The organism is Kitasatospora sp. Xyl93 (assembly GCF_055383135.1).
In genome coordinates this window covers 2009243-2031598 of sequence record NZ_AP029185.1, presented here as the reverse complement: position 1 = coordinate 2031598, position 22356 = coordinate 2009243, and the positions used below count along the sequence as shown (strand labels likewise).

Below are 22356 nucleotides of genomic sequence, written 5' to 3'. Positions count from 1 at the left end.
GCGACTCCCGCCCGGTGTCCTGAGGCCGTCCCGCTCGGTGTCCTGAGGCCGACCCGCGCGTCGCCGCCGCCGCCCTGCCCGGCCGCCGCACCCTGGCCGCCCCGGCGGCGGCGCGGTAGCGTGCCCGCTGTCGAGCCGGCGGCCAACCCGGCTGCGCACCACCGGCGTTGACACCGCCCGGCGGGCCGTCCCGGCCTCCCGCCCGGCCGCCCCGACGGCCCTCCCGGACAGCCGCCGAGCCCCTGGCCGGGCTCCCCGCGGGCCGCTCTGTCGGTGGGCCGGGTGATGATAGGGGCTGTTTTCGAGAGAAGGACGGAAGGACACACCTGATGAGCTGGTGGCAGCAGCCACTGGTCGGCTTCGACCTGGAGACCACGGGCACCGACCCGGCCGTGGACCGCATCGTCACGGCCGCCCTCGTGGACACCGTCGGAGCCGCCCGGGTGGGAGCCGCCCACTGGCTGATCGACCCCGGGGTGCCGATACCCGCCGAGGCGGAGGCGATCCACGGGATCGGGGACGCGGTGGCGCGGAGCAAGGGCAGGCCGGCGAAGGAGGCGGTGGACGAGATAGCCGCCGCGCTGTGCGAACGGATCGCCGCCGGGCGGCCGGTGGTGGCGTTCAACGCGCCGTTCGACCTGTCGCTGCTCGACGCCGAGCTGAGGAGGCACGGGCTGGAGACGCTCGCCGAGCGCCTGGGCCGGCCGGTCGGGCCGGTGCTGGACGCGCTGGTGATCGACCGGGCCGTGGACAAGTACCGCAAGGGCTCGCGCACCCTCCAGAGGGTCTGCGAGCTGTACGGGGTGGAGCTGACGGACGCCCACGAGGCGGGCAGCGACGCGCTGGCCGCCGTCCGGGTCGCCGTCGCGCTGGCCGACCGCTACCCGGCCGAGGTCGGCGCGGTGGCCCCCGCCGAGCTGCACCGGCGGCAGGTCGACTGGTACCGGCAGTGGGCCGAGGGCCTCCAGGCCTGGCTGCGCCGCGGCAAGGACCCGCAGGCCGTGGTCGACCCGCGCTGGCCCGCCCGGTGAAGGTACGCCCGGCCCGCCCGGCGGACCTGCCCGGCTTCCTCGCCCTCGCCGCCGAGGTCGAGCACTGGTTCGGCCCGATGGTCGCCGAACCGGGCTTCCACCGCGCGGTGGCGAACAGCATCGACCGCGGCCTGGCCACCGTCGCCGAGAGCGCCCAGAGCGGCGAGGACGCCGAGGACGGCGTGGACGGCGTGGACGCCGCGGGGCTGCTCGGCGGCCTGCTGTTCGGGGTGGGCGGCCCGGGGCCCCACTACCTGCACTGGCTGGTCGTCGCCGGGCACGCCCGGGGCACCGGCGTCGGCCGGGCCCTGGTCGAGGACGTCCTGCGCCGCCACGTCCGGAGCCCGGCCGTCGTCGAGGTGGTGACCTTCGGCCCGGACCACCCGGGCGCGGTGGCGAGCGGCGCCCGGGTCTTCTACGAGCGGCTGGGCTTCGCCCCGGCCGAGGCCGCCGCCCCCGGCCCGGAGGGCGGCTCCCGGCAGGTCTACCGGCTCGTCCTGACCTGACCCGATCTGATCGGACCTGCCCCGACCGGCCCGGCGGACGCCGGGAGGCCGGTCGTGCCGGCGGGCGGCTACGCCGCCGGGAAGTCGAAGGTGTACCCCTGGGCGACCAGCCAGGGCAGCAGCTGCCTGAGCGCGGCCACGGTCTGGCTCCGGTCGCCGCCCCCGTCGTGCATCAGGACCACGCCGCCGGGCCTGAGCTGCTTCTGCACGGCCGAGACGATGGCCGGCACTCCGGGGCGCGCCCAGTCGCGCGGATCGACGGACCAGCCGAGCGAGGACATCCCGAGGCTCGCGGTGATCTGCTCGTTGTCGGCGTTGAAGCCGCCGCCCGGGGCGCGGAACCAGCGGACCTCGGTGCCGGGGCCGCCCGCCTGGACGATCATGTTCCGGGCGGCGGTGATCTCGTACCCGGCCTTGTCGTGCGGGAGCTTCGCGAACGGCTGGGGGTGGTGGACGCTGTGGTCGCAGAGCCGGTGCCCGGCGGCCAGGACGCGCCTGACCATGGCCGGGTCGGCGGCGGCGTTCTGACCGATCTGGCAGAACGTCGCCTTGGCGTGGTACCGGGCCAGCAGGTCGAGGACCTGGCCGGTGGCCGGCCCGGGGCCGTCGTCGAAGGTGAGCGCGACGGTGCGGCCGCCGGAGGCGGTGGAGCCGATCACGGTGCCCGCCCCGGGGTGCGGCGGCGGCGCCGCGGGCGTGGACGGGGCGGCGGTGGGCGCGGTCGAGGTGTTCGAGGTGGCCGGCGTGCCGGGAGCGGTGGGCGCGGGGGAGGCCGTGGCCGCGGACGGGCTCGGCGTCGGCCTGGGCGGCGCCGCCGAGGTGGAGGGGGCGGCCGGGGAGCCCGCGCCGCCCGGCGGCACGGCGTCCGAGCCGGGAACCGGCGCGACGGTGGTCGCCGCCGTCCCGCTCGGCCGGGCGGCGGCCGGTGACGGCGTCCCGGACGGCGCGGCCGCGCTCGGCGACCGGAGCGCCCCGTCCGCCGTCCCGCACGCGGCCAGCCCCAGGGCGGCGACCACCGCGACCGTGCCCGCGAGCAGTCGGCGCCGGGATCGGGACGATCGGGACGGGGCGCAGGGGCGGCGGGCGGTCCGGTGCATGGCGGCGGCTCCTGAGGTACGAGTGCGGTGCCGATCTCTCGGATCAGGATGACTGTCCGACAGGACGCCGATCGTACGTTCGCCGGTTGCGGGCCGGACCGGCCCGCCGTAGGAGCCTTCTCACACGTCCCCCGGTGGCGGCCCGGCGCCGCCGCGGGTAACGGGGAGGCCGTCAGAACGGGTACCAGCGCACCTCGGTCGCCCCGTCCCGCAGCGAGTCGACCCGGCGCCGGAACTCCTTCAGCGCGGCCGGGTTGCTGGCCGCCTGCTGCGCCACCCAGGAGGCGCTGGCGGTCTCCCGGGCGCCGCGCAGCACCGTGAAGCCGGGCCACTCGCGCACGTCCCAGCCGTACGCCTCGGTGAACGCGCGGTACTCCTCGACGGGCACGCCGTACCGGTCCTGGCTGAGCGCGAGGACCACCAGGTCGTGCTCGCGCAGGTCGTTCGCCATGAACTCCAGGTCGAGCAGCACCGGCCCGTCCGGGCCGACGTGGACGTTGCGAGGCAGCGCGTCGCCGTGGATCACCCCGGAGTGCAGCTGCGGGACGAGGTCGGGCAGCGCGGCCGCGAAGGCGTCCCGGCGGTGGCGCAGGAAGGCGACGTCCGCCGGGTCGACGTGGCCCTCGGCGGAGGCCAGCCAGCGCTCGACCGGGGCCAGCAGGTCGCGCCGGCCGAGCGTGAAGGGCGGCAGCGGCAGCCGGTGCAGGGCGCGCAGCAACGGGGCGAGGTCGACCGGGCGGGCGGGCCGGACGGCGGGCGCCAGCCGGCGCCAGAAGGTGACCGGGTGGCCGTCGGCGAGCTGCGGCTCGGGCGCCACCGCGGCGTACGGGCGGACCACCGGCACGTCCTGTCCGGCCAGCCAGTGGGCGAGGGCCAGCTCGCGGTGCGCCCGGTCGTACAGCTCGGGGCCGCGGCCGACCTTGGCGACCACGGCCGGGTCGCCGAGGTCGAAGACGGCGTTCTCGCCGAGCGCGAGCAGTGCGGCCCCGTCGGGGGCGGCCAGCCCGGCCGACGCGCAGGCCCGGGCGAGCAGCAGCCGGGCGCGGCCCTCGTCGAAGGGGATCATGACTGGGATTCCGTTCCGCCGACGTTCATCCGGGGGACTCCGGACGGTGATCATCATGACGCACGGACGCCGGGCCCCGCGCGCTGCGGGGCCCGGCGCCGGGCGGGTCGCCCAGGTGACGCGTCGGACGGTCGGGGAGGGCCTCAGACCCCGGCCCGGCGGTGCCGCGCCCCCTGCGCTGTCCCGGCGGGCGCGGCGGGCGGGGCGGGCGGGGCCTGGTCGGCGCCGACCGGCGGGAGGGACCCGCCGTGCGAGAGGTCCGGCAGCCGGTCCAGCCAGCGCGGCAGGTACCAGTTGCGGTCGCCCAGCAGGGTCATCACCGAGGGCAGCAGCACCGCGCGGATCACCGTGGCGTCGATCAGCACCGCGACCGCCAGGCCCACCCCCACCTGCTTCATCACCTGCATGGACAGCGAGCCGAAGACCGAGAACACCCCCACCATGATCACCGCGGCGCTGGTGACCACCCCGGCCGTGGAGCGGATGCCGTGGGCGACCGCGTCCCTGGTCGGCAGGCCGCGGTCGTGTGCCTCCTTGATCCGGGAGACCACGAAGACGTGGTAGTCCATCGAGAGCCCGAAGAGGATCACGAACAGGAACAGCGGCACCCAGGACTCCACCGCGCCGACCCCGGCGGTGCCCAGCAGCGAGGCGCCCATGCCGTGCTGGAAGACCAGCGTCAGCGCCCCGTACGCGGCGCCCACCGAGAGCAGGTTGAGCACCACGGCGGTGGCCGCGACGACCGGCGAGCGGAACGAGGCGAGCATCAGCAGGAAGGCGAGGACGACGACGAAGCCGAAGACCAGCGGCATCGAGTCGGTCATCCTCCGGTTGAAGTCGTACGAGGCGGCGGTCTGGCCGGCGACCGGGGCCTCGGTGCCGGGCACCTTGAGCACGGTGGCGGGCAGCAGGTCCTCGCGCAGGCTCCTCAGGGCCTCGTTGCTGGTGGCGTCGTTGCCGGTGCCGTTGAGCGGGATGTCGACGGTGGCCACGTTCCGCTCGGGGTGCACGGTGACCGCGACCGGGCCGTGCATCCGGCCGCCGGCCAGCGCCCTGGCCTTGAGCTCGGCGATCGCGGCGGTCATCGCGGGGGAGTCGATGTCGGCGGCCTTGATCACCACGGTGGCGGGGGCGGGGCTGCCGGGGAAGGCGGCCTCGATCCGCTGCGAGGCGGCGACCAGCGCGTTGCCCTCCGGCAGCTGCTGCTGGAAGGTCAGCTTGGCGGTGTGCATGGTGAGCAGCGGCGCGGCCAGGGCCAGCAGGAAGGCGCCGGCGAGCAGGGTGGCGGCCAGCGGGCGGCGCAGCACCGGGGTCAGCACCGCGTTCCAGAACCGTCCGCCGTCCTGGGCGGCCTGCGGGCGGCGCAGCCTGGCGAGGAGCGGGACCCGGCCCTTCTCGACCCGGTCGCCGAGCATCGACAGCAGCGCGGGCAGCACGGTGAGCGAGCCGAGCACGGCGGTGATCACGACCACGATGGTGGCGAAGGCCATCGCCTCGAAGGTGGCGATGCCGGTGAGGAACATGCCGGCCATGGCGACCACCACGGTGATGCCGGAGACCAGCACGGCCCGTCCGCTGGTGGCGGCGGCCACGGCCAGCGCGGTGGCCGCGTCGCGTCCGGCGGCCCGCTCCTCCCGTTCGCGGCGCAGGTAGAAGAGGCAGTAGTCGACGCCGACGGCGAGGCCGACCAGCAGCATCACCGAGCCGGCGTCGCCACTGGTGTGCAGGAAGCCGCTGCAGAGGGCGACCAGTCCGGCGGCGGCGAGGAAGGCGGTGAGCGCGAGCACCACCGGCAGCACGGCGGCGACCAGCGCGCCGAAGGCGACCAGCAGGATGCCGAGGGCGAGCGGCACGGCCGTCCACTCGGCGCGGGCGAAGTCGTCGCCGAGCTGGTCCTGCATCCACTTGCCGGAGCTGGCGTCGCCGAGTTGGACCACGGTCAGGTCGGGGTGCTGCCGCTGCACGCCGGCCACCGCGTCCAGCACCGGCTGGACGCGGTCCGGCGCGGTCGCGGGGTCGCCCTTGAGCGTCAGCGTCACCAGGACGGAGTGGCCGTCCGCGGAGACCGCCCCGGTGTCGTACGGCGAGCGGACCTCGGCGGCCTCGCCGGTGCCGTCCACGGCGGCGATCACCCGGCCGACGGCGGTGCGGAACTCCGGGTCGTCGGCGACCCGGGTGACGCTCTGGACCAGGACGGTCTCCCCGGCCGGGCTCTTCAGCCCGGCCTCGTCGAGGATCCGCGCGGCCCGGGAGACCTGGCCGGGGACCTGCTCGGCGTCGGTGATCCTGGTGCTGCCGTGCAGGGTCCCGAGCGCGGCGGTCAGGATGACGAAGAGCAGCCAGCCGAACACGGCGGTCCTGCGGTGCCGGGCGCTCCAGGCACCCATCGTGGCCGCCAGGCCGGGTCTGGGCTTCACGGGCTTCACGCTGGTTCTTCCCCCCCCTGGGAGATCGGCGGTCGTCGCCGGACGGGAGCGGCAGCCGCCCTGGGTGGGGGCGGCCGCCGGTTGCGGTGCGCCGGGTGCGGTCCGGCGTCCCGGTCGACAGTAGGGAAGCGGTTCCTGACGGGTAATCCGGCTGGCGGGTGGCCGTCTCCTGGTGCTCTCCTCGGGGCCGGGGTGGGGTTTTCCCTACCCCGTGACCCCGAGATCTCCTCCTAGGGGGTAGGGGGTGCGCCTCCACCCTGAGGGGGAGAAGTCTCCACCCGGAGCACGAGGTCAACGGGGGTGCGCCCGGGGGAGACTGGGCCGGGGCCGCTTCGTGGCGGCCCGACGGGGGTTGAACACACGGGGGCTCCTTGCCGGGCGGCAAGCAAGTACTCGTAGGATGATGCCCCAGATCCACTTACCTGCCGACCGGCAGGGGAGTGCCCGCGGGCATTCCCCGAGCCGGTCCTGCCGTCGCCCAGCGTCCCGTCCCCCAAGGGCTGCGGTGAACCATGCCCAGGAGGCATCGAGCATGTTCCACCGACTAGGACAATTCGTCGTTCGCCGTGCGTGGTGGGTGATCGCCGCATGGGTCGTCGCGATGATCGCCATCGTCGCGTCGGCTCCGAAGATCACCTCGCAGACCGACGAAGCCGCGTTCCTGCCCAAGCACTACGAATCCATCCAGGCGGCGCAGCTCCAGGAGCAGGCGTTCCCGGCCAGCTTCACCCCGTCCGCGCTGGCACTCTTCGAGCGCAATGACGGCGGCGCGCTGAACGACGCCGACAAGACGGCGATGGCCAAGATCGTCCAGGGTCTCACGGACAAGAAGATCGAGGCGGTCGAGAAGATCATCCCGGTCGGCGAGCAGACCACCTCCAAGGACGGCAAGTACGCGCTCGCCCCGATTGCCATCGACAAGTCCAAGCAGCAGGACCCCAAGGCGTTCGGCGACGTCGCCAAGCACCTCCGCGAGGAGGGCAAGGCGCTCGCTGAAGGCACCGACGTCAAGTTCCAGCTCGGCGGCGCCGCCGCCCAGTCACTGGACCAGCAGGAGGCCTCCGGCTCGGCCGACGCCCTCATCGCGATGGCGACGATCGTCCTGGTCGCGATCATCGTCGGGCTCATCTTCCGCAGCATCCTGGCCGGCATCCTGCCGCTCCTGGTCTCGCTCGTGGTCGCCATGCCGACCTCCAACGGCCTGATCAACCACGCCACCAAGGCCTTCGGCCTCGAAACGACTCCGATCCTCTCGGCGATCCTGATCGTCGTCGTGCTCGGCGTCGGCACGGACTACTTCCTCTTCCTGGCGTTCCGCTACCGCGAGCGGCTGCGGGCAGGGGACGACCGCAAGGAGGCCGTGGCCAACGCGGTCGGTCGGGTCGGCGAGGCGATCGCCTCCGCGGCGGGTGCGGTCACCGTCGCGTTCGCCGTACTGGTCCTCTCCAGCCTGGGCATGTTCAAGGCCCTCGGCCCCGCGCTGGCCATCGCCGTGGTGGTCACCGCCTTCGCCTCGCTCACTCTGGCCCCCGCCCTGCTCGCCGTCATCCCGGCCCGTGCCGTGTTCTGGCCCGGCAAGAAGTGGATGCGGGAGCCGAACGACGCGCGCTTCGCCGCGCTCGGCCGGATGGTGCACAAGCGCCCCGCGGCGGTGGCCCTCGCGTCCGGTGGCGTGCTGCTGGCGCTGTCCGCCGGCGCCCTGGGCTACAACGGCACCTTCGACCTGGCGGGCAGCTCCATGCCCAAGGAGAAGGAGTCGATGGTCGTCCAGGACAAGATGATCAACGGCTTCTCCGCCGGTGCGGCCGACCCGACCCACGTCTTCCTGACCAACACCGGCGGCGCCAAGCTCGACCCGGGCGCGTTCGAGCCCTACGCCGCCAAGCTCGGCGCGGTGTCCGGAGTGGCCCAGGCAGCGCCGAAGCCCCAGCTCAGCGCGGACGGCGTGACGGCCGACTTCACCGTCATGCTCACCCACAAGCCGGACAGCAACGAGGCGATCGACACCCTCACGCAGCTCCGCGAGGTCGCGCACGGCCAGGCACCGGCCGGGACCGAGGCGAAGGTCGGCGGCCTGACCGCCGTCTACAAGGACATCAACCTCGCGATGACCCACGACTACAAGCTGGTCTTCCCGATCGCGGGTCTGCTGATCCTGCTCATCCTCGGCCTGCAGCTGCGAAGCGTCGTCGCCCCCTGGTACCTGATGGCTTCGGTCGGCCTCGGCTTCACCGCCACCCTCGGTGCCGCCACACTGCTCTTCCAGAACCTCGGCGGCGAGACCGGCCTGATGTTCATGCTGCCGATTCTCATCTACCTCTTCGTAGTGGCGATCGGCACGGACTACAACATCCTGATCATCGCCCGCCTCCGGGAGGAGGCCCGAGAGGGCCGCAGCCCGCGTGAGGCGGCGCGCGAGGCGCTGCGCCACGGCGGCCCGACCGTCGCGGCGGCCGGCTTCATCCTGGCGGCGTCCTTCGCGACCTTCATGCTCGCGGGCAACGTCTTCATGCTGGAGTTCGGCTTCGCGATGGCCTTCGGCATCATCCTGGCGGCCTTCGTGATGGCGATGTTCTTCACCCCGGCGCTCACCGCGCTGATCGGTAACAAGGCCTGGTGGCCCGGCCACGCGGACAGCCCCCGTCACGGCCACGGCGGCGGCCGCGGCGAGGGCCCGGCCCCGCTGTCCGGCGCCCACGGGGTGCCGGAGCCGGCCGGCCGGCGCTGACCCGACCGGGTCGGTACGAACAGGCGGCGCCCCGCTTCGGCGGGGCGCCGCCTGCCCGTTTTGCGGAGCCGCCAAACGTGATCTACGGGGCGGGAAAATCCCCGGTCAACCGGGGTGGCGCCGTGCTACAGTCGAAGCAGTTGCAGTTTTGGTTCCCATGAACGTGGTGTGCGCCTGCTGGTTCCAACCGCCAGGCGCATTTGTTTTGTCCGGTGTTTCAGTCTCCGGATGGGGATCGCGGCTACTTGGGGGTCCACGAGGTGTGGATCCCTGATGCCCCAGTTAGAGGAGACGGTTATGGCTACCGGCACCGTGAAGTGGTTCAACAGCGAAAAGGGCTTCGGCTTCATCGAGCAGGACGGTGGCGGCGCTGACGTGTTCGCCCACTACTCGAACATCGTGGCTCAGGGCTTCCGTGAGCTGTTCGAGGGCCAGAAGGTCGAGTTCGACGTGACCCAGGGCCAGAAGGGCCCGCAGGCCGAGAACATCCAGATCATCGGCTGACGTCAGCTCCAGCTGACTCGCGATCATCGCGAAGCGGGGGCCCGCACCGCAAGGTGCGGGCCCCCGCTCATGCCGCCGTACGGCCGGGGCGGCGCACCTCTCCCGACGGCCGACCCAGCCCGGGTCCCGGGCTGTAGACCGACGGACGGAGATCCCGTGACCACCCCTGCCCGCCCGCCGCGCGACCGCGGCCCCCGCACCACCGACCAGTCCCGCCGCACCGGCCAGGCCGGCCGCACCGCCGCCGGCGGCGACCGCCCGCGCAAGACCCGCAGCCGCGCCGGCGCCCCCCAGCAGAACCGCCCTGCCGCCGTCCCCGAGGCCACCGACTTCACCGTGGTCCAGGGCACCCCGGCCCGGCCCCCGGCGGAGTCCTTCGGCGAGCTCGAACTGCCCAAGGCGATCCTCTCCGCGCTGACCCGCGAGGGCGTCACCGCGCCGTTCCCGATCCAGGCCGCCACGTTGCCCGACTCGATCGCCGGGCGCGACGTGCTCGGCCGCGGCCGCACCGGCTCCGGCAAGACCCTGGCCTTCGGCCTGCCGCTGCTGGCCCGTACCGCCGGTCGCCGCGCCGACGCCCGCCACCCGCTGGCGCTCGTCCTGGTGCCGACCCGCGAGCTGGCCCAGCAGGTCACCGAGGCGCTCACCCCGTACGCCACCGCCGTCAACCTGCGGATCACCACCGTCGTCGGCGGCATGTCGATCAACCGGCAGGCCAACGCCGTGCGCCGCGGCACCGAGGTGCTGGTGGCCACTCCCGGCCGGCTGGACGACCTGATCGGGCGCGGCGACGTCAACCTGTCCGACGTCGCGATCACGGTTCTCGACGAGGCCGACCAGATGGCCGACATGGGCTTCCTGCCGCAGGTCAGCAAGCTGCTGGAGCAGGTCGCCGAGGGCGGGCAGCGGATGCTGTTCTCCGCCACCCTGGACCGCAACGTCGACCGGCTGGTCAAGCGCTTCCTGACCGACCCGGTCACCCACTCGGTCGACCCCTCGGCCGGTGCGGTCACCACCATGGACCACCACGTCCTCCAGCTGGAGGCGGCCGACAAGGCCTCCGCCACCGCGCACATCGCCTCCCGCGACGGCCGCGTGATCATGTTCGTGCACACCAAGCACGGCGCCGACCGGCTGGCCAAGCAGCTGCTCGCCAACGGCGTGAAGGCCGCCGCCCTGCACGGCGGCAAGTCCCAGCCGCAGCGCAACCGGGTCCTGGACCAGTTCCGGGACAGCCACGTCACCGCGCTGATCGCCACCAACGTCGCCGCCCGCGGCATCCACATCGACGGCCTGGACCTGGTCGTCAACGTCGACCCGCCGATCGACCACAAGGACTACCTGCACCGCGGCGGCCGCACCGCCCGGGCCGGCGAGTCCGGGACGGTCGTCACCCTGGTGCTGCCCGAGCAGCGCCGCGAGGTCAACCGGCTGATGACGGTGGCCGGCATCCGCCCGACCGTCACCAAGGTCCGCCCGGGCGACGCCGACCTGGCCCGGATCACCGGCGCCCGCACGCCCAGCGGCGTCCCGGTGACGCTGGCCGTGCCGGTCCCCGCGGACCAGGGCGCGTCCGGCGCGGCCCAGGCCGGTGCCGACAAGCCCGCCGGGGCCAGGTCCGGCGCCCCGCGCCGCCGGCCCGGCAAGCGCTCCGGGCTGCCCACCGACGTCGACATGAACGGCAACCCGCGCCGCCCCCGCCCCAAGCAGCGCCTGGGCGCCGCCGCCCAGGGCGAGCGCCCGCAGGCGGCCGGGTTCATCGGCCGCTCCTCGGGGCGCGCCAAGCCCGGCAGCGGCTCCAAGTCCGGCTCCAACTACGGCACCGGCCGCCAGCGCCGCAAGGCGGACTGACGCCCCCGCGCACCGGCGAGGCCCGGCTCCCCCGTCCGAGGGGGAGCCGGGCCTCGCCCGTTCCGGCCGGACCGGCCCGCCGGGTCACACCGCCGTGGGCGTCGCCGCGGGGTCCGTCCCGGCCGGAGCCGGCCGGAGCCGGAGCCGGAGCGGGGGCCGGGCCGCATGCGATCCGGCCGGATCGGCCGTGCGTCCGGCCTGCCGGGGTCGTTCCGGGGCCCTGCCGGACACGTTCCGTGCGTGGACGGTCGGGTGGCGTGATCTTCACCCCGCCCGTTGACCGTGGACATGTCCTGCCCGAAGCTTTCGCGCGGCCCACATGAAGATCGCATTATCACCACGATTGCTTCACGTGTGGGTCGCCCGGTTCACCCTCCCCGGAAGGACACCCCCCGTGCGTCGTACCGCAGCCCTGTTCGCCACCGCCCTGCTCGCCGGAGCCGCGGCCCTCACCGCACCCGCCTCGGCCGGAGCCGCCGAGAGCACGACCCGCAACTCGACCGTTCCGGGCCCGGGGGGTGTCGGGAGCTGTACCGTCGACGACACCACCGCCAGCCCCGTCGGCACCTGTACGGGCATCGACCCGAACCAGACCTGGCGCGTCGTGGTCGACTGCAACGGCTACGACTGGACCCGCTACATGCCCATCTACGAGGTGTCGCCGGGCAACTGGGTGGCCGGCAACGTCAGCGGCAGCACCTCCTGCCGCTACCCGCTGATGGCGGGGAAGGGCTACATCCAGTTCGGACCGGCGGTTCCGGCGGGGCCGGTGGGTCAGATCACCGGGATCGCGGGCAAGTGCCTGGACGTGCGGGGCGGCAGCTCGGCGAACGGGACGCAGACGCAGATCTGGGATTGCCTGGGCAACGTCAACCAGACCTGGAAGGTCGCCGTCGACGGCACGGTGCGGGCGGTCGGGAACTGCCTGGACGTCGAGGGCGGTCGGACCGGCAACGGGACGCTGGTGCGCACCTGGGAGTGCAACGGCAGCGGTGCGCAGAAGTGGCAGGCCCGTGCGGACGGCTCGCTGGTGAACCCGCAGTCGGGCCGCTGCCTGGACGTGCGGGACGTGTCCAGCGCGAACGGCGCGGTGCTGCAGATCTGGGACTGCTTCGGCGCCTCCGCCGCCAACCAGAAGTGGAACCTCCCGGTCTGACCCGCCCCACCCCCAGCGGCGCGCGCGGCCCCGGCCGCGCGCGCCGTCGGCACTTCCGTGCGCCGTCACCTGCCCGAATGAAGGTGACTGGGTCGGCGTTCAGGCGGTGAGGGCCGGGCGGGCGGAGGGCGAGCGGGCCTCGTCGTAGCGCTCCAGGAGCAGGGCCGCCAGTTCGGGGGCGGGCCCGAGGACGGCGGCCAGCACGTCCGCGCCCGACTCCTCGGCGGCCGCCGCGATGCGGTCCGGGAGGAGGCCCGGGGCGAGCAGGTAGGGGGCGACGGCCGTGCGGGTGGCGCCTGCGGCGCGCAGGGCGGCGAGGGCGTCGGGGACGCGGGGGCCCGCGGCGGAGGCGTAGGCGACCTCCACGGCGGCCCAGCCGCGGGCGCGCCGCCACTCGGCGGCCACCGCGCGGGTCGCGGCGTCGGCCGCGGGGTCGGACGAGCCCGCGGCGGCGAGCACCACGCCGGTACGGGCGCGGACGGCGGGGGAGGAGACGTCCAGGCCGGCCCCGGCGAGGCGGCGGTCCAGGGCGGCGAGCAGCAGCGGCGAGGGCCCGAGCACGTCCGCGACCGGCAGCCGGGAACCGGTGGCGCGCAGGGCGGCGGGGATGTCGTGCTTGGCGTGGAACGCCCGGTTGAGCAGCAGCGGCACCGCCACCGCGTTCGCCAGCCGTCCGACCACCTGCGGGATCCGCGGCGCGCAGTGGTCCAGGTAGGCGGTGGCGACCTCGGTGCCGGGCCGCTGGGCCCGCACCTCCTCCACGAGCGCGGCCACCGTCGCGGCGTGGCGCGGGTCGCGGCTGCCGTGGGCGATGAGGAGGAGGGCGGGCGTCATCGGCGGTGCCTCACTTGGTGGTGGCCAGCAGGCCGCGGTTGCGCAGCACCCGGCGCTCGACCGGGGTGAACACCAGCAGCTCGATGGCGATGCCGACGAAGAGGATGAGGATGATGCCGAGCAGGACGCCGGACATGTCGGAGAACTCGCGCTGGTCCTCCAGGAACCGGCCCAGGCCCCGGCCGAGGTCGGGGGAGGAGGCGACGAGTTCGGCGGCCATCAGCGAGCGCCAGGAGAACGCCCAGCCCTGCTTGAGTCCGGCCAGGTAGCCGGGCAGCGCGGCGGGGATGAGCACGTGCCGGGCGCCGGTGAGGCCGGTGGCGCCGATGGTGCGGCCGGCCCGCAGGAACAGCGGCGGCACCTGGTCGATGCCGGCCACCAGGCCGTTGGCGATGGAGGGGACGGCGCCGAGCAGGATGACGGCGTACATCATCGAGTCGTTGATGCCGAGCCAGATGACCGCGGCGGGCACCCAGGCCACCGAGGGCAGTGACTGCAGGCCCTGCAGGACGGGGCCTATCGCGGTGCGCACGGGCTTGATGCGGGCGACGACGAGGCCGATCGGGGTGCCGATGACGACGGCGAGGAGGAAGCCGGACAGGCCGCGCCAGACGCTGGTCCAGATGATGGAGAGCAGGGTGCCCTGGTACCAGAGGTCCTGCGCGGAGCGCCAGACATCCGCCGGGCTGGGCAGCTTGTAGGAGGACGTGAGCTCCAGGCTGTACGCCCCCTGCCACAGCGCGACCACCACGAGCACGCCGATCAGCGGCGGCAGCGCCTTGGTCCGCAGGGCCTGGCCGAGCGAGCCGCGCTGCGCGGTGACGGCGTCCAGGGCGTCCAGGCCCGCGCCGACGTCGGCGGTGTCGCCGGTGGCACCGCCGGCCGGGGCGCTCTTGTCGAGGACGGGGGTGGTGTCAGTGCTGGCCATGGCGACGGATCTCCCCACGCAGTTCTTCGGTGATCTCGATGGACAGGTCGGCGACGCCGGAGGATTCGATGCGGCGCGGCTGGGGCAGGTCGATCCGCCACTCCCGGGCGACGCGGCCGGGGCGGGAGGAGAGCAGGACGACGCGTTGGGCGAGCCGGACGGCCTCGCGCACGTTGTGGGTGACGAACAGGACGGACAGCCGGCGTTCGGCCCAGATCCGGGTGATCTCGTCGTGCAGGACGTCGCGGGTGATGGCGTCGAGGGCGGCGAACGGCTCGTCCATCAGCAGGACCTCGCTGCCCTGGGCGAGCGCGCGGGCCATCGCGACGCGCTGGCGCATGCCGCCGGACAGCTCGTGCACCCGCTTGCCGTACGCGCCGTTCAGCCGGACGAGTTCGAGGAGGCGCTCGGCCTCGGGGCGGCGCTCGGCGCGGGGCAGGCCGGCGAGCTTGAGGGCGAGTTCGATGTTCTTCCCGGCGGTCAGCCAGGGGAAGAGGGCGTGCTCCTGGAACATCAGGGCGGGGCGGCCGCCGGTCACCTCGATGTCGCCGGCGGTGGGCCGGTCGAGGCCGGCGACCAGGTTGAGCAGCGTGGACTTGCCGCAGCCCGAGGCGCCGAGCAGGGTGACGAATTCGCCGGGGGCGACGTCGAGGGTGATGTCGTCCAGGACGTGGGTCTGGGCTCCGGGGCGGCCGAAGGACTTGTGCACGTGCGAGATCCGGACGGCGGGCGCGCCGCCGTGGGCGTCGGCGCGGGGGGCGTCCGCCGAGGTGGTCAGTGCCGGGGTCATCCGGGCACCTCCTGGTGAGTGGTCTGCGGGGCTGCGGGTCGGGGCCGGGGCCCGGGCCCCGGCCGTCCGGGTGGGCATCGATCGGGATCGACCGGGACGGGCGGGGCACGGACCGCGGAGTCGGGGAACGGGACGCGGGTGCTGCGGGCGCTACTTGGCGCCGAGCCCGGCGTCCGCCACGGCGGCCTGGCCCTGGGCGGCGAGGACCTTGTTCAGCAGGGTGAGGTCGTAGATGCCGTTGAGGTTGGGCTTCTTGAGGAGCCCGGCGGTGACGGCGTGGTCGGCCTCGGCCTGCAGGGTGTACGCCAGCGGGTCGTCCAGGAAGTCGATGTCGGCCCAGGCCGGGTCGAGGATCGCGGGCTCCAGGGCGTTGCCCGCCTCCTTCTTGATCGCCTCGTTGGCGTCGGCCTTGGCCTTCTCGGAGTCGGCCTTGATGAAGGCGTTGGTCTTCACCGAGCCGCGCAGCACGGCCTCCACCACGTCCGGGTGCTCCTTGAGGAACTTCTGCGAGACGATGATGTTGGTGATCACGAACTTCTTGTCCGGCCAGACGTCCTTCTCGTTGAGCAGGACCTTCGCGCCGAGCGTGACCAGCTTGGAGGCGGTGGGCTCGGGCACCCAGGCGCCGTCGATCGAGCCGGACTTGTAGGCGTCGGGGGTGACCTTGTTGTCGGTGCGCACCACCGAGACGTCACCCGCGCCGGAGGCCGCGTCGACCTTGTAGCCCTTGCCCGCGAGGTAGTTGAGCAGCGCCACGTCCTGGGTGTTGCCCAGCTGGGGGGTGGCGATCTTCTTGCCCTTGAGGTCGTCCAGCGAGGAGACCTTGTCCGGGTTGACCACCAGCTTGACCCCGCCGGACGCCGAACCGCCGATGATCTTCAGCGACTTGCCGTCGGACTTGGTGAAGCCGTTGATCGCCGGGGAGGGGCCGATCCAGCCGATGTCGATCGAGCCGGCGTTCAGTGCCTCGATCTCGGCGGGCCCGGCGTTGAAGACCTGGGTCTTGACCTGGGTGGAGCCCAGCTCCTTCTGGAAGAAGCCCTCCTGGAGGCCGACCAGCGGGGTGCCGTGGGTCAGGTTGGCGAAGTAGCCGATCTTCACCGTGTCGGCCGACAGCTTCGCGCCGGAGGCACCGGCGGTGGCCGCCGCGTTCGCCTTGTCGTCGGAGGACTTGTCGGCCTGGGAGCCGTAGCCGCATGCCGACAGCAGGGCCACCGCGGTGAGTCCGGCCGCCGCGGCCGCCGCGGTGCGTCTGATCCGGCCGGCGTTCGGGCGGACGCGGGTATGCGAAGGTGCCTGGTTCGGTGCCATGGTGAGTCCTGTTCGCGGACGGACCGTCAGGAGGCGGTCCCGGGTGGACGGTCGGGAAGGTGGTGCGCGCGGCACATGGGTGCCGGGGCAAGCCGGGCGGCTGTGGGGGGAGACAGCCCGGTGACAGGGCGTTCTCAGCCCTGTCGGCCCGCACATCGGGTCAGGCCGCCCTGGCCGCTGCCGAGGACGCCGCTGCCGATGCGGCCGCCTTCCTTGTCCATGCCCGAGAACGCCTCGCTGGGCATCAGACCCAGTCCTCCTCGTCGGGTGCGTCGGTGGTGCGTACGGTGTCGAAGGCCTCGCCCGCCATGCCGGCGGTGAGGGTGGTGCCGTCGGCCGGGTCGATCAGCAGGAACGAGCCGGTGCGGCGGTTGTCGGAGTAGGCGTCCAGCGCCAGCGGCTCGGCGGTGCGCAGCACCACGTGGCCGATGTCGTTGACGTTCAGCCCCTCGGCGCCGGAGCGCTGTTCGAGCGTGTCGATGTCGATCCGGTAGGAGATCTCCTTGACCAGGGCGCGGACGGTGCGGGTGGTGTGCTTGAGCAGCACCTTGTCGCCGGCGCGCAGCGGCCGCTCGTTGAGGTGGCTGACGGTGGCTTCGACGTCCTTGGTCGGCGCGGGGGGCCGGCCGGCGGCGATGAGGTCGCCGCGGGAGATGTCGAGGTCGTCGGTGAGCCGGACGGTGACGGACTGGGGTGCCCAGGCGATGTCGGTCTCCCGGCCGAGGGCGTCGATGCCGGCGACGGTGCTGGTCAGGCCGGAGGGCAGGACGGTGACGGGGTCGCCGACGCGCAGCACGCCGGAGGCGAGCTGGCCGGCGTAGCCGCGGTAGTCGGGGTGGGTCTCGGTCTGCGGGCGGATGACGTACTGGACGGGGAAGCGGGCGGGTTCGTCGCTGGGGTCGCTGCCGACCGGCACCGTCTCCAGGTGCTCCAGCAGGGTCGGGCCGCCGTACCAGTCCATGTGCGCGGACGGCTCGACGACGTTGTCCCCCGCGAGTGCGGAGATCGGGACGGCGAGGACGTCGTGGATGCCGAGCGAGGCGGCGTAGGCGGTGAACTCGGCGGCGATGGCGGCGAAGACGGGCTCCGCGTAGTGGACGAGGTCCATCTTGTTGACGGCCAGCACGACGTGGGGCACGCGCAGGAGGGCGGCGACGGCGGCGTGCCGGCGGGTCTGTTCGACGACGCCGTTGCGGGCGTCGACCAGGACGACGGCGAGTTCGGCGGTGGAGGCGCCGGTGACCATGTTGCGGGTGTACTGCACGTGGCCGGGGGTGTCGGCGAGGATGAAGCGGCGCCGGGGGGTGGCGAAGTAGCGGTAGGCGACGTCGATGGTGATGCCCTGCTCGCGCTCGGCGCGCAGGCCGTCGGTGAGCAGTGCCAGGTCGGGGGTCTGCTGGCCGCGGTTGCGGGACGCGTGCTCGACGGCCTCCAGCTGGTCGGCGAGCACCGACTTGGAGTCGTGCAGCAGTCGGCCGACGAGGGTGGACTTGCCGTCGTCGACGGAGCCGGCGGTGGCGAAGCGCAGCAGCGAGGTGGCGGTGGTGTCCTGGATGGTGGTGGTCATGGTTAGAAGTACCCCTCGCGCTTGCGGTCTTCCATCGCGGCCTCGGACAGCTTGTCGTCGGCGCGGGTGGCGCCGCGTTCGGTGAGGCGGCTGGCGGCGATCTCGGCGATGACGGCCTGGATGGTGGTGGCGTCGGAGTCGACGGCGCCGGTGCAGGACATGTCGCCGACGGTGCGGTAGCGGATCAGGCGCCGCTCGACCGGTTCGTCGTCCCGGGGGCCGCCCCACTCGCCGGCGGTCAGCCACATGCCGCCGCGGGCGAAGACGTCGCGCTCGTGGGCGTAGTAGATCCCGGGCAGTTCGATGCCCTCGCGCTCGATGTACTGCCAGACGTCCAGCTCGGTCCAGTTGGACAGCGGGAAGACGCGCACGTGCTCGCCGACCGCGTGCCGGCCGTTGTACAGCGACCACAGCTCGGGGCGCTGGCGGCGCGGGTCCCAGGCGCCGAACTCGTCGCGCAGGGAGAAGACGCGCTCCTTGGCGCGGGCCTTCTCCTCGTCCCGGCGGCCGCCGCCGAAGACCGCGTCGAAGCGGTTCTTCTCGATGGCGTCCAGCAGCGGCACGGTCTGCAGCGGGTTGCGGGTGCCGTCGGGGCGCTCGCGCAGCACGCCGCGGTCGATGAAGTCCTGGACGTGGGCGACGTGCAGGCGCAGGTTGTGCTCGGCCGCGACGCGGTCGCGGTAGGCGATCACCTCGGGGAAGTTGTGCCCGGTGTCGACGTGCAGCAGGGCGAAGGGCACCGGCGCGGGCGCGAAGGCCTTGAGGGCCAGGTGCAGCATGACGATGGAGTCCTTGCCGCCGGAGAACAGGATCACCGGGCGTTCGAACTCCCCCGCGACCTCGCGGAAGATGTGCACCGACTCGGCCTCCAGCGCGTCCAGGTGGGACAGCGTGAAGGGGTTGTCGTCGGTGCGCACGTGACGGTCGGTCGCGGTGGTCATGCCAGGCCCCTCTCGGTCAGGAAGGCGTGCAGCTCGGCGGCGGACTCGGCCACCTCGCGGCCCTGCGTGTGGATCCGCAGCTCCGGGGTCTCCGGTGCTTCGTACGGGTCGTCCACGCCGGTGAGACCGGAGATCTCCCCGGCCGCCTGCTTGGCGTACAGGCCCTTGACGTCGCGTTCGGCGCACAGCTCGACCGGGGTGGCGACGTGGATCTCCAGGAACGCGGTGCCGGCCGCCGCGTGCCGCTCGCGGACCGCGGCGCGGGAGTCGGCGAACGGGGCGATCACCGGGGCGAGGACCTTCACGCCGTTGGCGGCGAGCTTCTCGGCGACGAAGCCGATCCGGGTGACGTTGGTGTGCCGGTCCTCGCGGGAGAAGCCGAGGCCCTTGGAGAGGAACTCGCGGATCTCGTCGCCGTCCAGCACCTCCACCTTGTGGCCCTCGGCGCGCAGCCGCTCGGCCAGCGCGAAGGCCAGGGTGGTCTTGCCGGCGCTCGGCAGCCCGGTCAGCCACACGGTGGCGCCGCGCTCGCAGGGTGCGGCCGCGGGGGCCGCCTCTGCGGCTCCGTCGACTGCCAGGGTGTTCGCTGTCACGGGTCTTCCTCACGTGTGGGGGTGTGGTGGGCCGGGCGGGCCGGGCGCGGGGTGGGGGCCGGTCAGAGGTGGATGCCGCACTCGGTCTTGCCGGAGCCGGACCAGCGGCCGGCCCGGGCGTCCTCGCCCTCGGCGGGCTTGCGGGTGCAGGACAGCGGCGAGCAGCCGATCGAGGTGTAGCCCTCCCATAGCAGCGGGTTGAGGAGCACGCCGTTGGCGGCCACGTAGGCGTCCACGTCCTCCTGCGTCCACCGGGCGATCGGAGCGATCTTCACCTTGCGGCGCTTCGGATCCCAGGACACCACCGGGGTGTTCGCCCTGGTCGGCGACTCGTCGCGACGCAGTCCGGTGGCCCAGGCGTCGTACCCGGCCAGGCCGCGGTTGAGCGGCTCGACCTTGCGCAGCGAGCAGCACAGGTCCGGATCGCGGTCGTGGAGGTTCGGCCCGTGCTCGGCGTCCTGCTCGGCGACCGTTCGCAGCGGGGTGAGCGTGATGACGTTGACCGGCATGGTCGCCGCCACCGCGTCACGGGTGCCGATGGTCTCCGGGAAGTGGTAGCCGGTGTCCAGGAACACCACGTCCACCCCCGGGAACACCGAGGAGGCCAGGTGCGCGACCACCGCGTCCTCCATCGACGACGTCACGCAGAACCGCTTGCCGAAGGTCTCGGCGGCCCAGGTCAGGACCTCCTGCGCGCTCGCCTCCTCCAGCTCGCGCCCGGCCCGGACGGCGGCCGCCTCGTGGTCAGTCGCGGTGCTGCTCATGTGACGCACCCCCGTGGTTGGTCGGTGACAGCAGTCCGAGGAACTTCAACTGGAAGGCGCGGCGGCATCCGTGGCACTCCCAGGCGCCGTGGCCGGCCTCGGAGGGACGCAGGTCCTCGTCCCCGCAGTACGGGCAGAAGAACGGCGCGGCCCGCTCGCTCACGACAGCTGCTCCTCGGTCGCCCGGGCCGCCCACTGGGCGAAGCGCTCGCCCTCGGTGCGGTCGGCCTGGTAGCGGGTCAGCACGCGCTCGACGTAGTCGGGCAGGCCCGCGCTGGTGACCTTGAGGCCGCGGACCTTGCGGCCGAAGCCGGCCTCCAGGCCGAGCGCGCCGCCGAGGTGCACCTGGTAGCCCTCCACCTGGTCGCCGTTCTCGTCGGTGACCAGCTGGCCCTTGAGGCCGATGTCGGCGACCTGGATGCGGGCGCAGGCGTTCGGGCAGCCGTTGATGTTGATGGTCAGCGGCTCGGCGAAGTCCGGCAGGCGCTGCTCCAGTTCGTCGATGAGCGTGCGGCCGCGCTCCTTGGTCTCGACGATGGCGAGCTTGCAGTACTCGATGCCGGTGCAGGCCATGGTGCCGCGGCGGAACGGCGAGGGGGCCACCCGCAGGTCGAGCTCCTCCAGGCCGGCCACCACGGAGTCGACGTGCTCCTCGGCGATGTCGAGGATGAGCATCTTCTGCTCGGCGGTGGTGCGGACCCGGTCGCTGCCGTGGGCGGCGGCGAGGTCGGCGATCCGGCCGAGCAGCTTGCCGTCGACCCGGCCGACGCGCGGCGCGAAGCCGATGTAGAACTTCCCGTCCTTCTGCCGGTGGACGCCGACGTGGTCGCGCCAGCGGGCGGCGGGCTCGGCGGGGGCCGGGCCGTCGACCAGCGGGCGGGCGAGGTACTCCTCCTCCAGCACCCGGCGGAACTTCTCCACGCCCCAGTCGGCGACCAGGAACTTCAGCCGGGCACGGTTGCGCAGGCGCCGGTAGCCGTAGTCGCGGAAGATGCCGATGACCCCGCCGTAGACGTCCGGCACCTGCTCCAGCGGCACCCAGGCGCCCAGCCGCACGCCCAGCTTGGGGTTGGTGGACAGGCCGCCGCCGACCCACAGGTCGAAGCCGGGGCCGTGCTCGGGGTGGACCACGCCGACGAAGGAGACGTCGTTGATCTCGTGTGCGACGTCCAGCAGCGGGGAGCCGGAGACCGCGCTCTTGAACTTGCGCGGCAGGTTGGAGAACTCCGGATTGCCGATGAAGCGGCGCTGGATCTCCTCGATGGCGCTGGTGCCGTCGATGATCTCGTCCTCGGCGATGCCGGCCACCGGGGAGCCGAGGATGACGCGCGGGGTGTCGCCGCAGGCCTCGGTGGTGGACAGGCCCACGGCCTCCAGCTTCCGCCAGATCGCCGGGACGTCCTCGATCCGGATCCAGTGGTACTGGATGTTCTGCCGGTCGGTCAGGTCGGCGGTGCCGCGCGCGTACTGCTCGGAGACCTCGGCGACCGCCCGCAGCTGGGGGACGGTCAGCCGGCCGCCGTCGATGCGCACCCGGAGCATGAAGTACTCGGCGTCCAGCTCGTGCGGGTCGAGGATCGCGGTCTTGCCGCCGTCGATGCCCTCCTTGCGCTGGGTGTAGAGCCCCCACCAGCGCATCCGGCCGCGCAGGTCGGCCGGGTCGATCGAGTCGAAGCCCCGGTGCGCGTAGATCGTCTCAATACGTGTCCGCACATTGAGACCGTCGTCGTCCTTCTTGAACTGCTCGTTGGCGTTCAGCGGGGTGTAGTGGCCCATGCCCCACTGGCCCTCACCGCGGTGGCGGGTCGCCTTGCGGGCCGCCACCGGGCGGCGCTCGGCGGCGCGGTCGGCCGGGGGCTCGACGGTCTCGGGGAAGGTGGCCATGGTGAAGTCCTTCTGGGCAGGTGGCGCTGGCGCCGGATGGGTCGCGGAGCGTGCTCGGCCGTTCGGTGCTGCTCTGACCTGCGGATTCATCAAGGCCTTGAGCGCAGTGACCGGGACCGGGCGGGCGCCTGCGCATCCGCTGCGGCGGGGATGGCGGGGAAGGGCGGCGCCGGGTGCGGTGGTGCGGCGGGGTGGGGCTCAGGTCACCGGACAGATGGCGCTGGACACGCGAAGGAGATCGACGTGGAGTCGACCTACTAGGGTGGTTCCGGCGCTAGGCATGGCAAGAGATTCGCACGGCGCGGGACTCGCGGTCCACTAACATCCGAATGCTGGACGCTGAGGTTTCGTCATGTGGGACATCCGGATGTTCCCGCCG

The 22356-nt window shown here is 73.4% G+C and carries 20 protein-coding genes; 6 read left to right on the top strand and 14 right to left on the bottom strand.

The features are described from left to right. Positions 1–329 precede the first annotated feature (329 nt). Positions 330–1031, top strand: a complete 702-nt coding sequence (locus ACZ5GH_RS08685; RefSeq protein ID WP_387749218.1) for an exonuclease domain-containing protein — start codon at positions 330–332, stop codon at positions 1029–1031. Further along, the gene (locus tag ACZ5GH_RS08680) at positions 1028–1537 is read left to right on the top strand and encodes a GNAT family N-acetyltransferase (protein WP_464333859.1); all 510 of its coding nucleotides are present in this window, start codon (positions 1028–1030) and stop codon (positions 1535–1537) included. The genes ACZ5GH_RS08685 and ACZ5GH_RS08680 overlap by 4 nt, the downstream gene beginning before the upstream one ends. Positions 1538–1605: 68 nt before the next feature. On the opposite strand, the gene ACZ5GH_RS08675 is transcribed toward ACZ5GH_RS08680, so the two are convergent. The 3 genes from ACZ5GH_RS08675 to ACZ5GH_RS08665 all read right to left on the bottom strand — a co-directional run bounded on the left by ACZ5GH_RS08675 (position 1606) and on the right by ACZ5GH_RS08665 (position 6087). Then, entirely contained in the window at positions 1606–2634 is a 1029-nt protein-coding gene (locus ACZ5GH_RS08675; protein ID WP_464333858.1) for a polysaccharide deacetylase family protein, read from the bottom strand. Positions 2635–2806: 172 nt separating this feature from the next. Beyond that, positions 2807–3700, bottom strand: coding sequence for a phosphotransferase enzyme family protein (locus tag ACZ5GH_RS08670; protein WP_464333857.1), 894 nt, complete (start codon positions 3698–3700; stop codon positions 2807–2809). Positions 3701–3843: 143 nt separating this feature from the next. Beyond that, positions 3844–6087: an MMPL family transporter gene (locus tag ACZ5GH_RS08665; protein ID WP_464336806.1), complete on the bottom strand. Its 2244-nt coding sequence runs from the start codon at positions 6085–6087 to the stop codon at positions 3844–3846. Positions 6088–6658: 571 nt separating this feature from the next. Here ACZ5GH_RS08665 and ACZ5GH_RS08660 point away from each other — a divergent pair. The 4 genes from ACZ5GH_RS08660 (at position 6659) to ACZ5GH_RS08645 (ending at position 12365) form a co-directional block, all read left to right on the top strand. Continuing rightward, positions 6659–8854: an MMPL family transporter gene (locus tag ACZ5GH_RS08660; protein WP_387749230.1), complete on the top strand. Its 2196-nt coding sequence runs from the start codon at positions 6659–6661 to the stop codon at positions 8852–8854. A 297-nt stretch (positions 8855–9151) separates the two neighbouring features. Beyond that, a complete protein-coding gene (locus tag ACZ5GH_RS08655) occupies positions 9152–9358 on the top strand; it encodes a cold-shock protein (protein ID WP_049657493.1) in 207 nt (68 codons plus the stop codon). 156 nt (positions 9359–9514) lie between these two features. After that, on the top strand, positions 9515–11209 hold the full coding sequence (locus tag ACZ5GH_RS08650; RefSeq protein WP_387749234.1) for a DEAD/DEAH box helicase: 1695 nt from the start codon (positions 9515–9517) through the stop codon (positions 11207–11209). Between the two features lie 394 nt (positions 11210–11603). After that, complete coding sequence (locus ACZ5GH_RS08645) at positions 11604–12365, top strand: ricin-type beta-trefoil lectin domain protein (RefSeq protein ID WP_464333856.1); 762 nt, start codon at positions 11604–11606, stop codon at positions 12363–12365. A gap of 99 nt (positions 12366–12464) precedes the next feature. Here ACZ5GH_RS08645 and ACZ5GH_RS08640 read toward each other — a convergent pair whose 3' ends face one another. The 11 genes from ACZ5GH_RS08640 to ACZ5GH_RS08590 form a co-directional block, all read right to left on the bottom strand. After that, complete coding sequence (locus ACZ5GH_RS08640) at positions 12465–13199, bottom strand: sirohydrochlorin chelatase (protein ID WP_464333855.1); 735 nt, start codon at positions 13197–13199, stop codon at positions 12465–12467. A 10-nt stretch (positions 13200–13209) separates the two neighbouring features. After that, on the bottom strand, positions 13210–14127 hold the full coding sequence (locus ACZ5GH_RS08635) for an ABC transporter permease (RefSeq protein ID WP_387758052.1): 918 nt from the start codon (positions 14125–14127) through the stop codon (positions 13210–13212). Then, a complete protein-coding gene (locus ACZ5GH_RS08630; RefSeq protein WP_387758055.1) occupies positions 14114–14917 on the bottom strand; it encodes an ABC transporter ATP-binding protein in 804 nt (267 codons plus the stop codon). The genes ACZ5GH_RS08635 and ACZ5GH_RS08630 overlap by 14 nt, the downstream gene beginning before the upstream one ends. A gap of 150 nt (positions 14918–15067) precedes the next feature. Continuing rightward, positions 15068–16228, bottom strand: coding sequence for an aliphatic sulfonate ABC transporter substrate-binding protein (locus ACZ5GH_RS08625; RefSeq protein WP_387758057.1), 1161 nt, complete (start codon positions 16226–16228; stop codon positions 15068–15070). 244 nt (positions 16229–16472) lie between these two features. Continuing rightward, the gene (locus ACZ5GH_RS08620; RefSeq protein ID WP_464333854.1) at positions 16473–17795 is read right to left on the bottom strand and encodes a sulfate adenylyltransferase subunit 1; all 1323 of its coding nucleotides are present in this window, start codon (positions 17793–17795) and stop codon (positions 16473–16475) included. A gap of 2 nt (positions 17796–17797) precedes the next feature. Then, the gene (gene cysD, locus ACZ5GH_RS08615) at positions 17798–18736 is read right to left on the bottom strand and encodes a sulfate adenylyltransferase subunit CysD (RefSeq protein WP_387758060.1); all 939 of its coding nucleotides are present in this window, start codon (positions 18734–18736) and stop codon (positions 17798–17800) included. Beyond that, positions 18733–19314: an adenylyl-sulfate kinase gene (gene cysC, locus ACZ5GH_RS08610; protein ID WP_387758319.1), complete on the bottom strand. Its 582-nt coding sequence runs from the start codon at positions 19312–19314 to the stop codon at positions 18733–18735. Before cysC ends, cysD begins: the two co-directional genes overlap by 4 nt. A 77-nt stretch (positions 19315–19391) precedes the next feature. Then, complete coding sequence (locus tag ACZ5GH_RS08605) at positions 19392–20093, bottom strand: phosphoadenylyl-sulfate reductase (RefSeq protein ID WP_387758062.1); 702 nt, start codon at positions 20091–20093, stop codon at positions 19392–19394. Further along, positions 20074–20256 (bottom strand): hypothetical protein, encoded by a 183-nt coding sequence (locus ACZ5GH_RS08600; RefSeq protein ID WP_360347684.1) that lies wholly within the window; start codon positions 20254–20256, stop codon positions 20074–20076. Before ACZ5GH_RS08600 ends, ACZ5GH_RS08605 begins: the two co-directional genes overlap by 20 nt. Further along, on the bottom strand, positions 20253–21977 hold the full coding sequence (locus ACZ5GH_RS08595) for a nitrite/sulfite reductase (protein ID WP_464333853.1): 1725 nt from the start codon (positions 21975–21977) through the stop codon (positions 20253–20255). The genes ACZ5GH_RS08600 and ACZ5GH_RS08595 overlap by 4 nt, the downstream gene beginning before the upstream one ends. 198 nt (positions 21978–22175) lie before the next feature. Further along, positions 22176–22259: a putative leader peptide gene (locus tag ACZ5GH_RS08590; protein ID WP_310593185.1), complete on the bottom strand. Its 84-nt coding sequence runs from the start codon at positions 22257–22259 to the stop codon at positions 22176–22178. Between the last annotated feature and the right edge of the window lie 97 nt (positions 22260–22356).

What these genes read in the sequence shown, in the direction of transcription:
- ACZ5GH_RS08685 (WP_387749218.1), top strand. Translation starts at nt 330, where the DNA reads ATGAGCTGGTGGCAGCAGCCACTGGTCGGCTTCGACCTGGAGACCACG.
- ACZ5GH_RS08675 (WP_464333858.1), bottom strand. Translation starts at nt 2,634, where the DNA reads ATGCACCGGACCGCCCGCCGCCCCTGCGCCCCGTCCCGATCGTCCCGA.
- ACZ5GH_RS08670 (WP_464333857.1), bottom strand. Translation starts at nt 3,700, where the DNA reads ATGATCCCCTTCGACGAGGGCCGCGCCCGGCTGCTGCTCGCCCGGGCC.
- ACZ5GH_RS08665 (WP_464336806.1), bottom strand. Translation starts at nt 6,087, where the DNA reads ATGGGTGCCTGGAGCGCCCGGCACCGCAGGACCGCCGTGTTCGGCTGG.
- ACZ5GH_RS08660 (WP_387749230.1), top strand. Translation starts at nt 6,659, where the DNA reads ATGTTCCACCGACTAGGACAATTCGTCGTTCGCCGTGCGTGGTGGGTG.
- ACZ5GH_RS08655 (WP_049657493.1), top strand. Translation starts at nt 9,152, where the DNA reads ATGGCTACCGGCACCGTGAAGTGGTTCAACAGCGAAAAGGGCTTCGGC.
- ACZ5GH_RS08640 (WP_464333855.1), bottom strand. Translation starts at nt 13,199, where the DNA reads ATGACGCCCGCCCTCCTCCTCATCGCCCACGGCAGCCGCGACCCGCGC.
- ACZ5GH_RS08635 (WP_387758052.1), bottom strand. Translation starts at nt 14,127, where the DNA reads ATGGCCAGCACTGACACCACCCCCGTCCTCGACAAGAGCGCCCCGGCC.
- ACZ5GH_RS08630 (WP_387758055.1), bottom strand. Translation starts at nt 14,917, where the DNA reads ATGACCCCGGCACTGACCACCTCGGCGGACGCCCCCCGCGCCGACGCC.
- ACZ5GH_RS08625 (WP_387758057.1), bottom strand. Translation starts at nt 16,228, where the DNA reads ATGGCACCGAACCAGGCACCTTCGCATACCCGCGTCCGCCCGAACGCC.
- ACZ5GH_RS08620 (WP_464333854.1), bottom strand. Translation starts at nt 17,795, where the DNA reads ATGACCACCACCATCCAGGACACCACCGCCACCTCGCTGCTGCGCTTC.
- cysD (WP_387758060.1), bottom strand. Translation starts at nt 18,736, where the DNA reads ATGACCACCGCGACCGACCGTCACGTGCGCACCGACGACAACCCCTTC.
- ACZ5GH_RS08605 (WP_387758062.1), bottom strand. Translation starts at nt 20,093, where the DNA reads ATGAGCAGCACCGCGACTGACCACGAGGCGGCCGCCGTCCGGGCCGGG.
- ACZ5GH_RS08595 (WP_464333853.1), bottom strand. Translation starts at nt 21,977, where the DNA reads ATGGCCACCTTCCCCGAGACCGTCGAGCCCCCGGCCGACCGCGCCGCC.
- ACZ5GH_RS08590 (WP_310593185.1), bottom strand. Translation starts at nt 22,259, where the DNA reads ATGCCTAGCGCCGGAACCACCCTAGTAGGTCGACTCCACGTCGATCTC.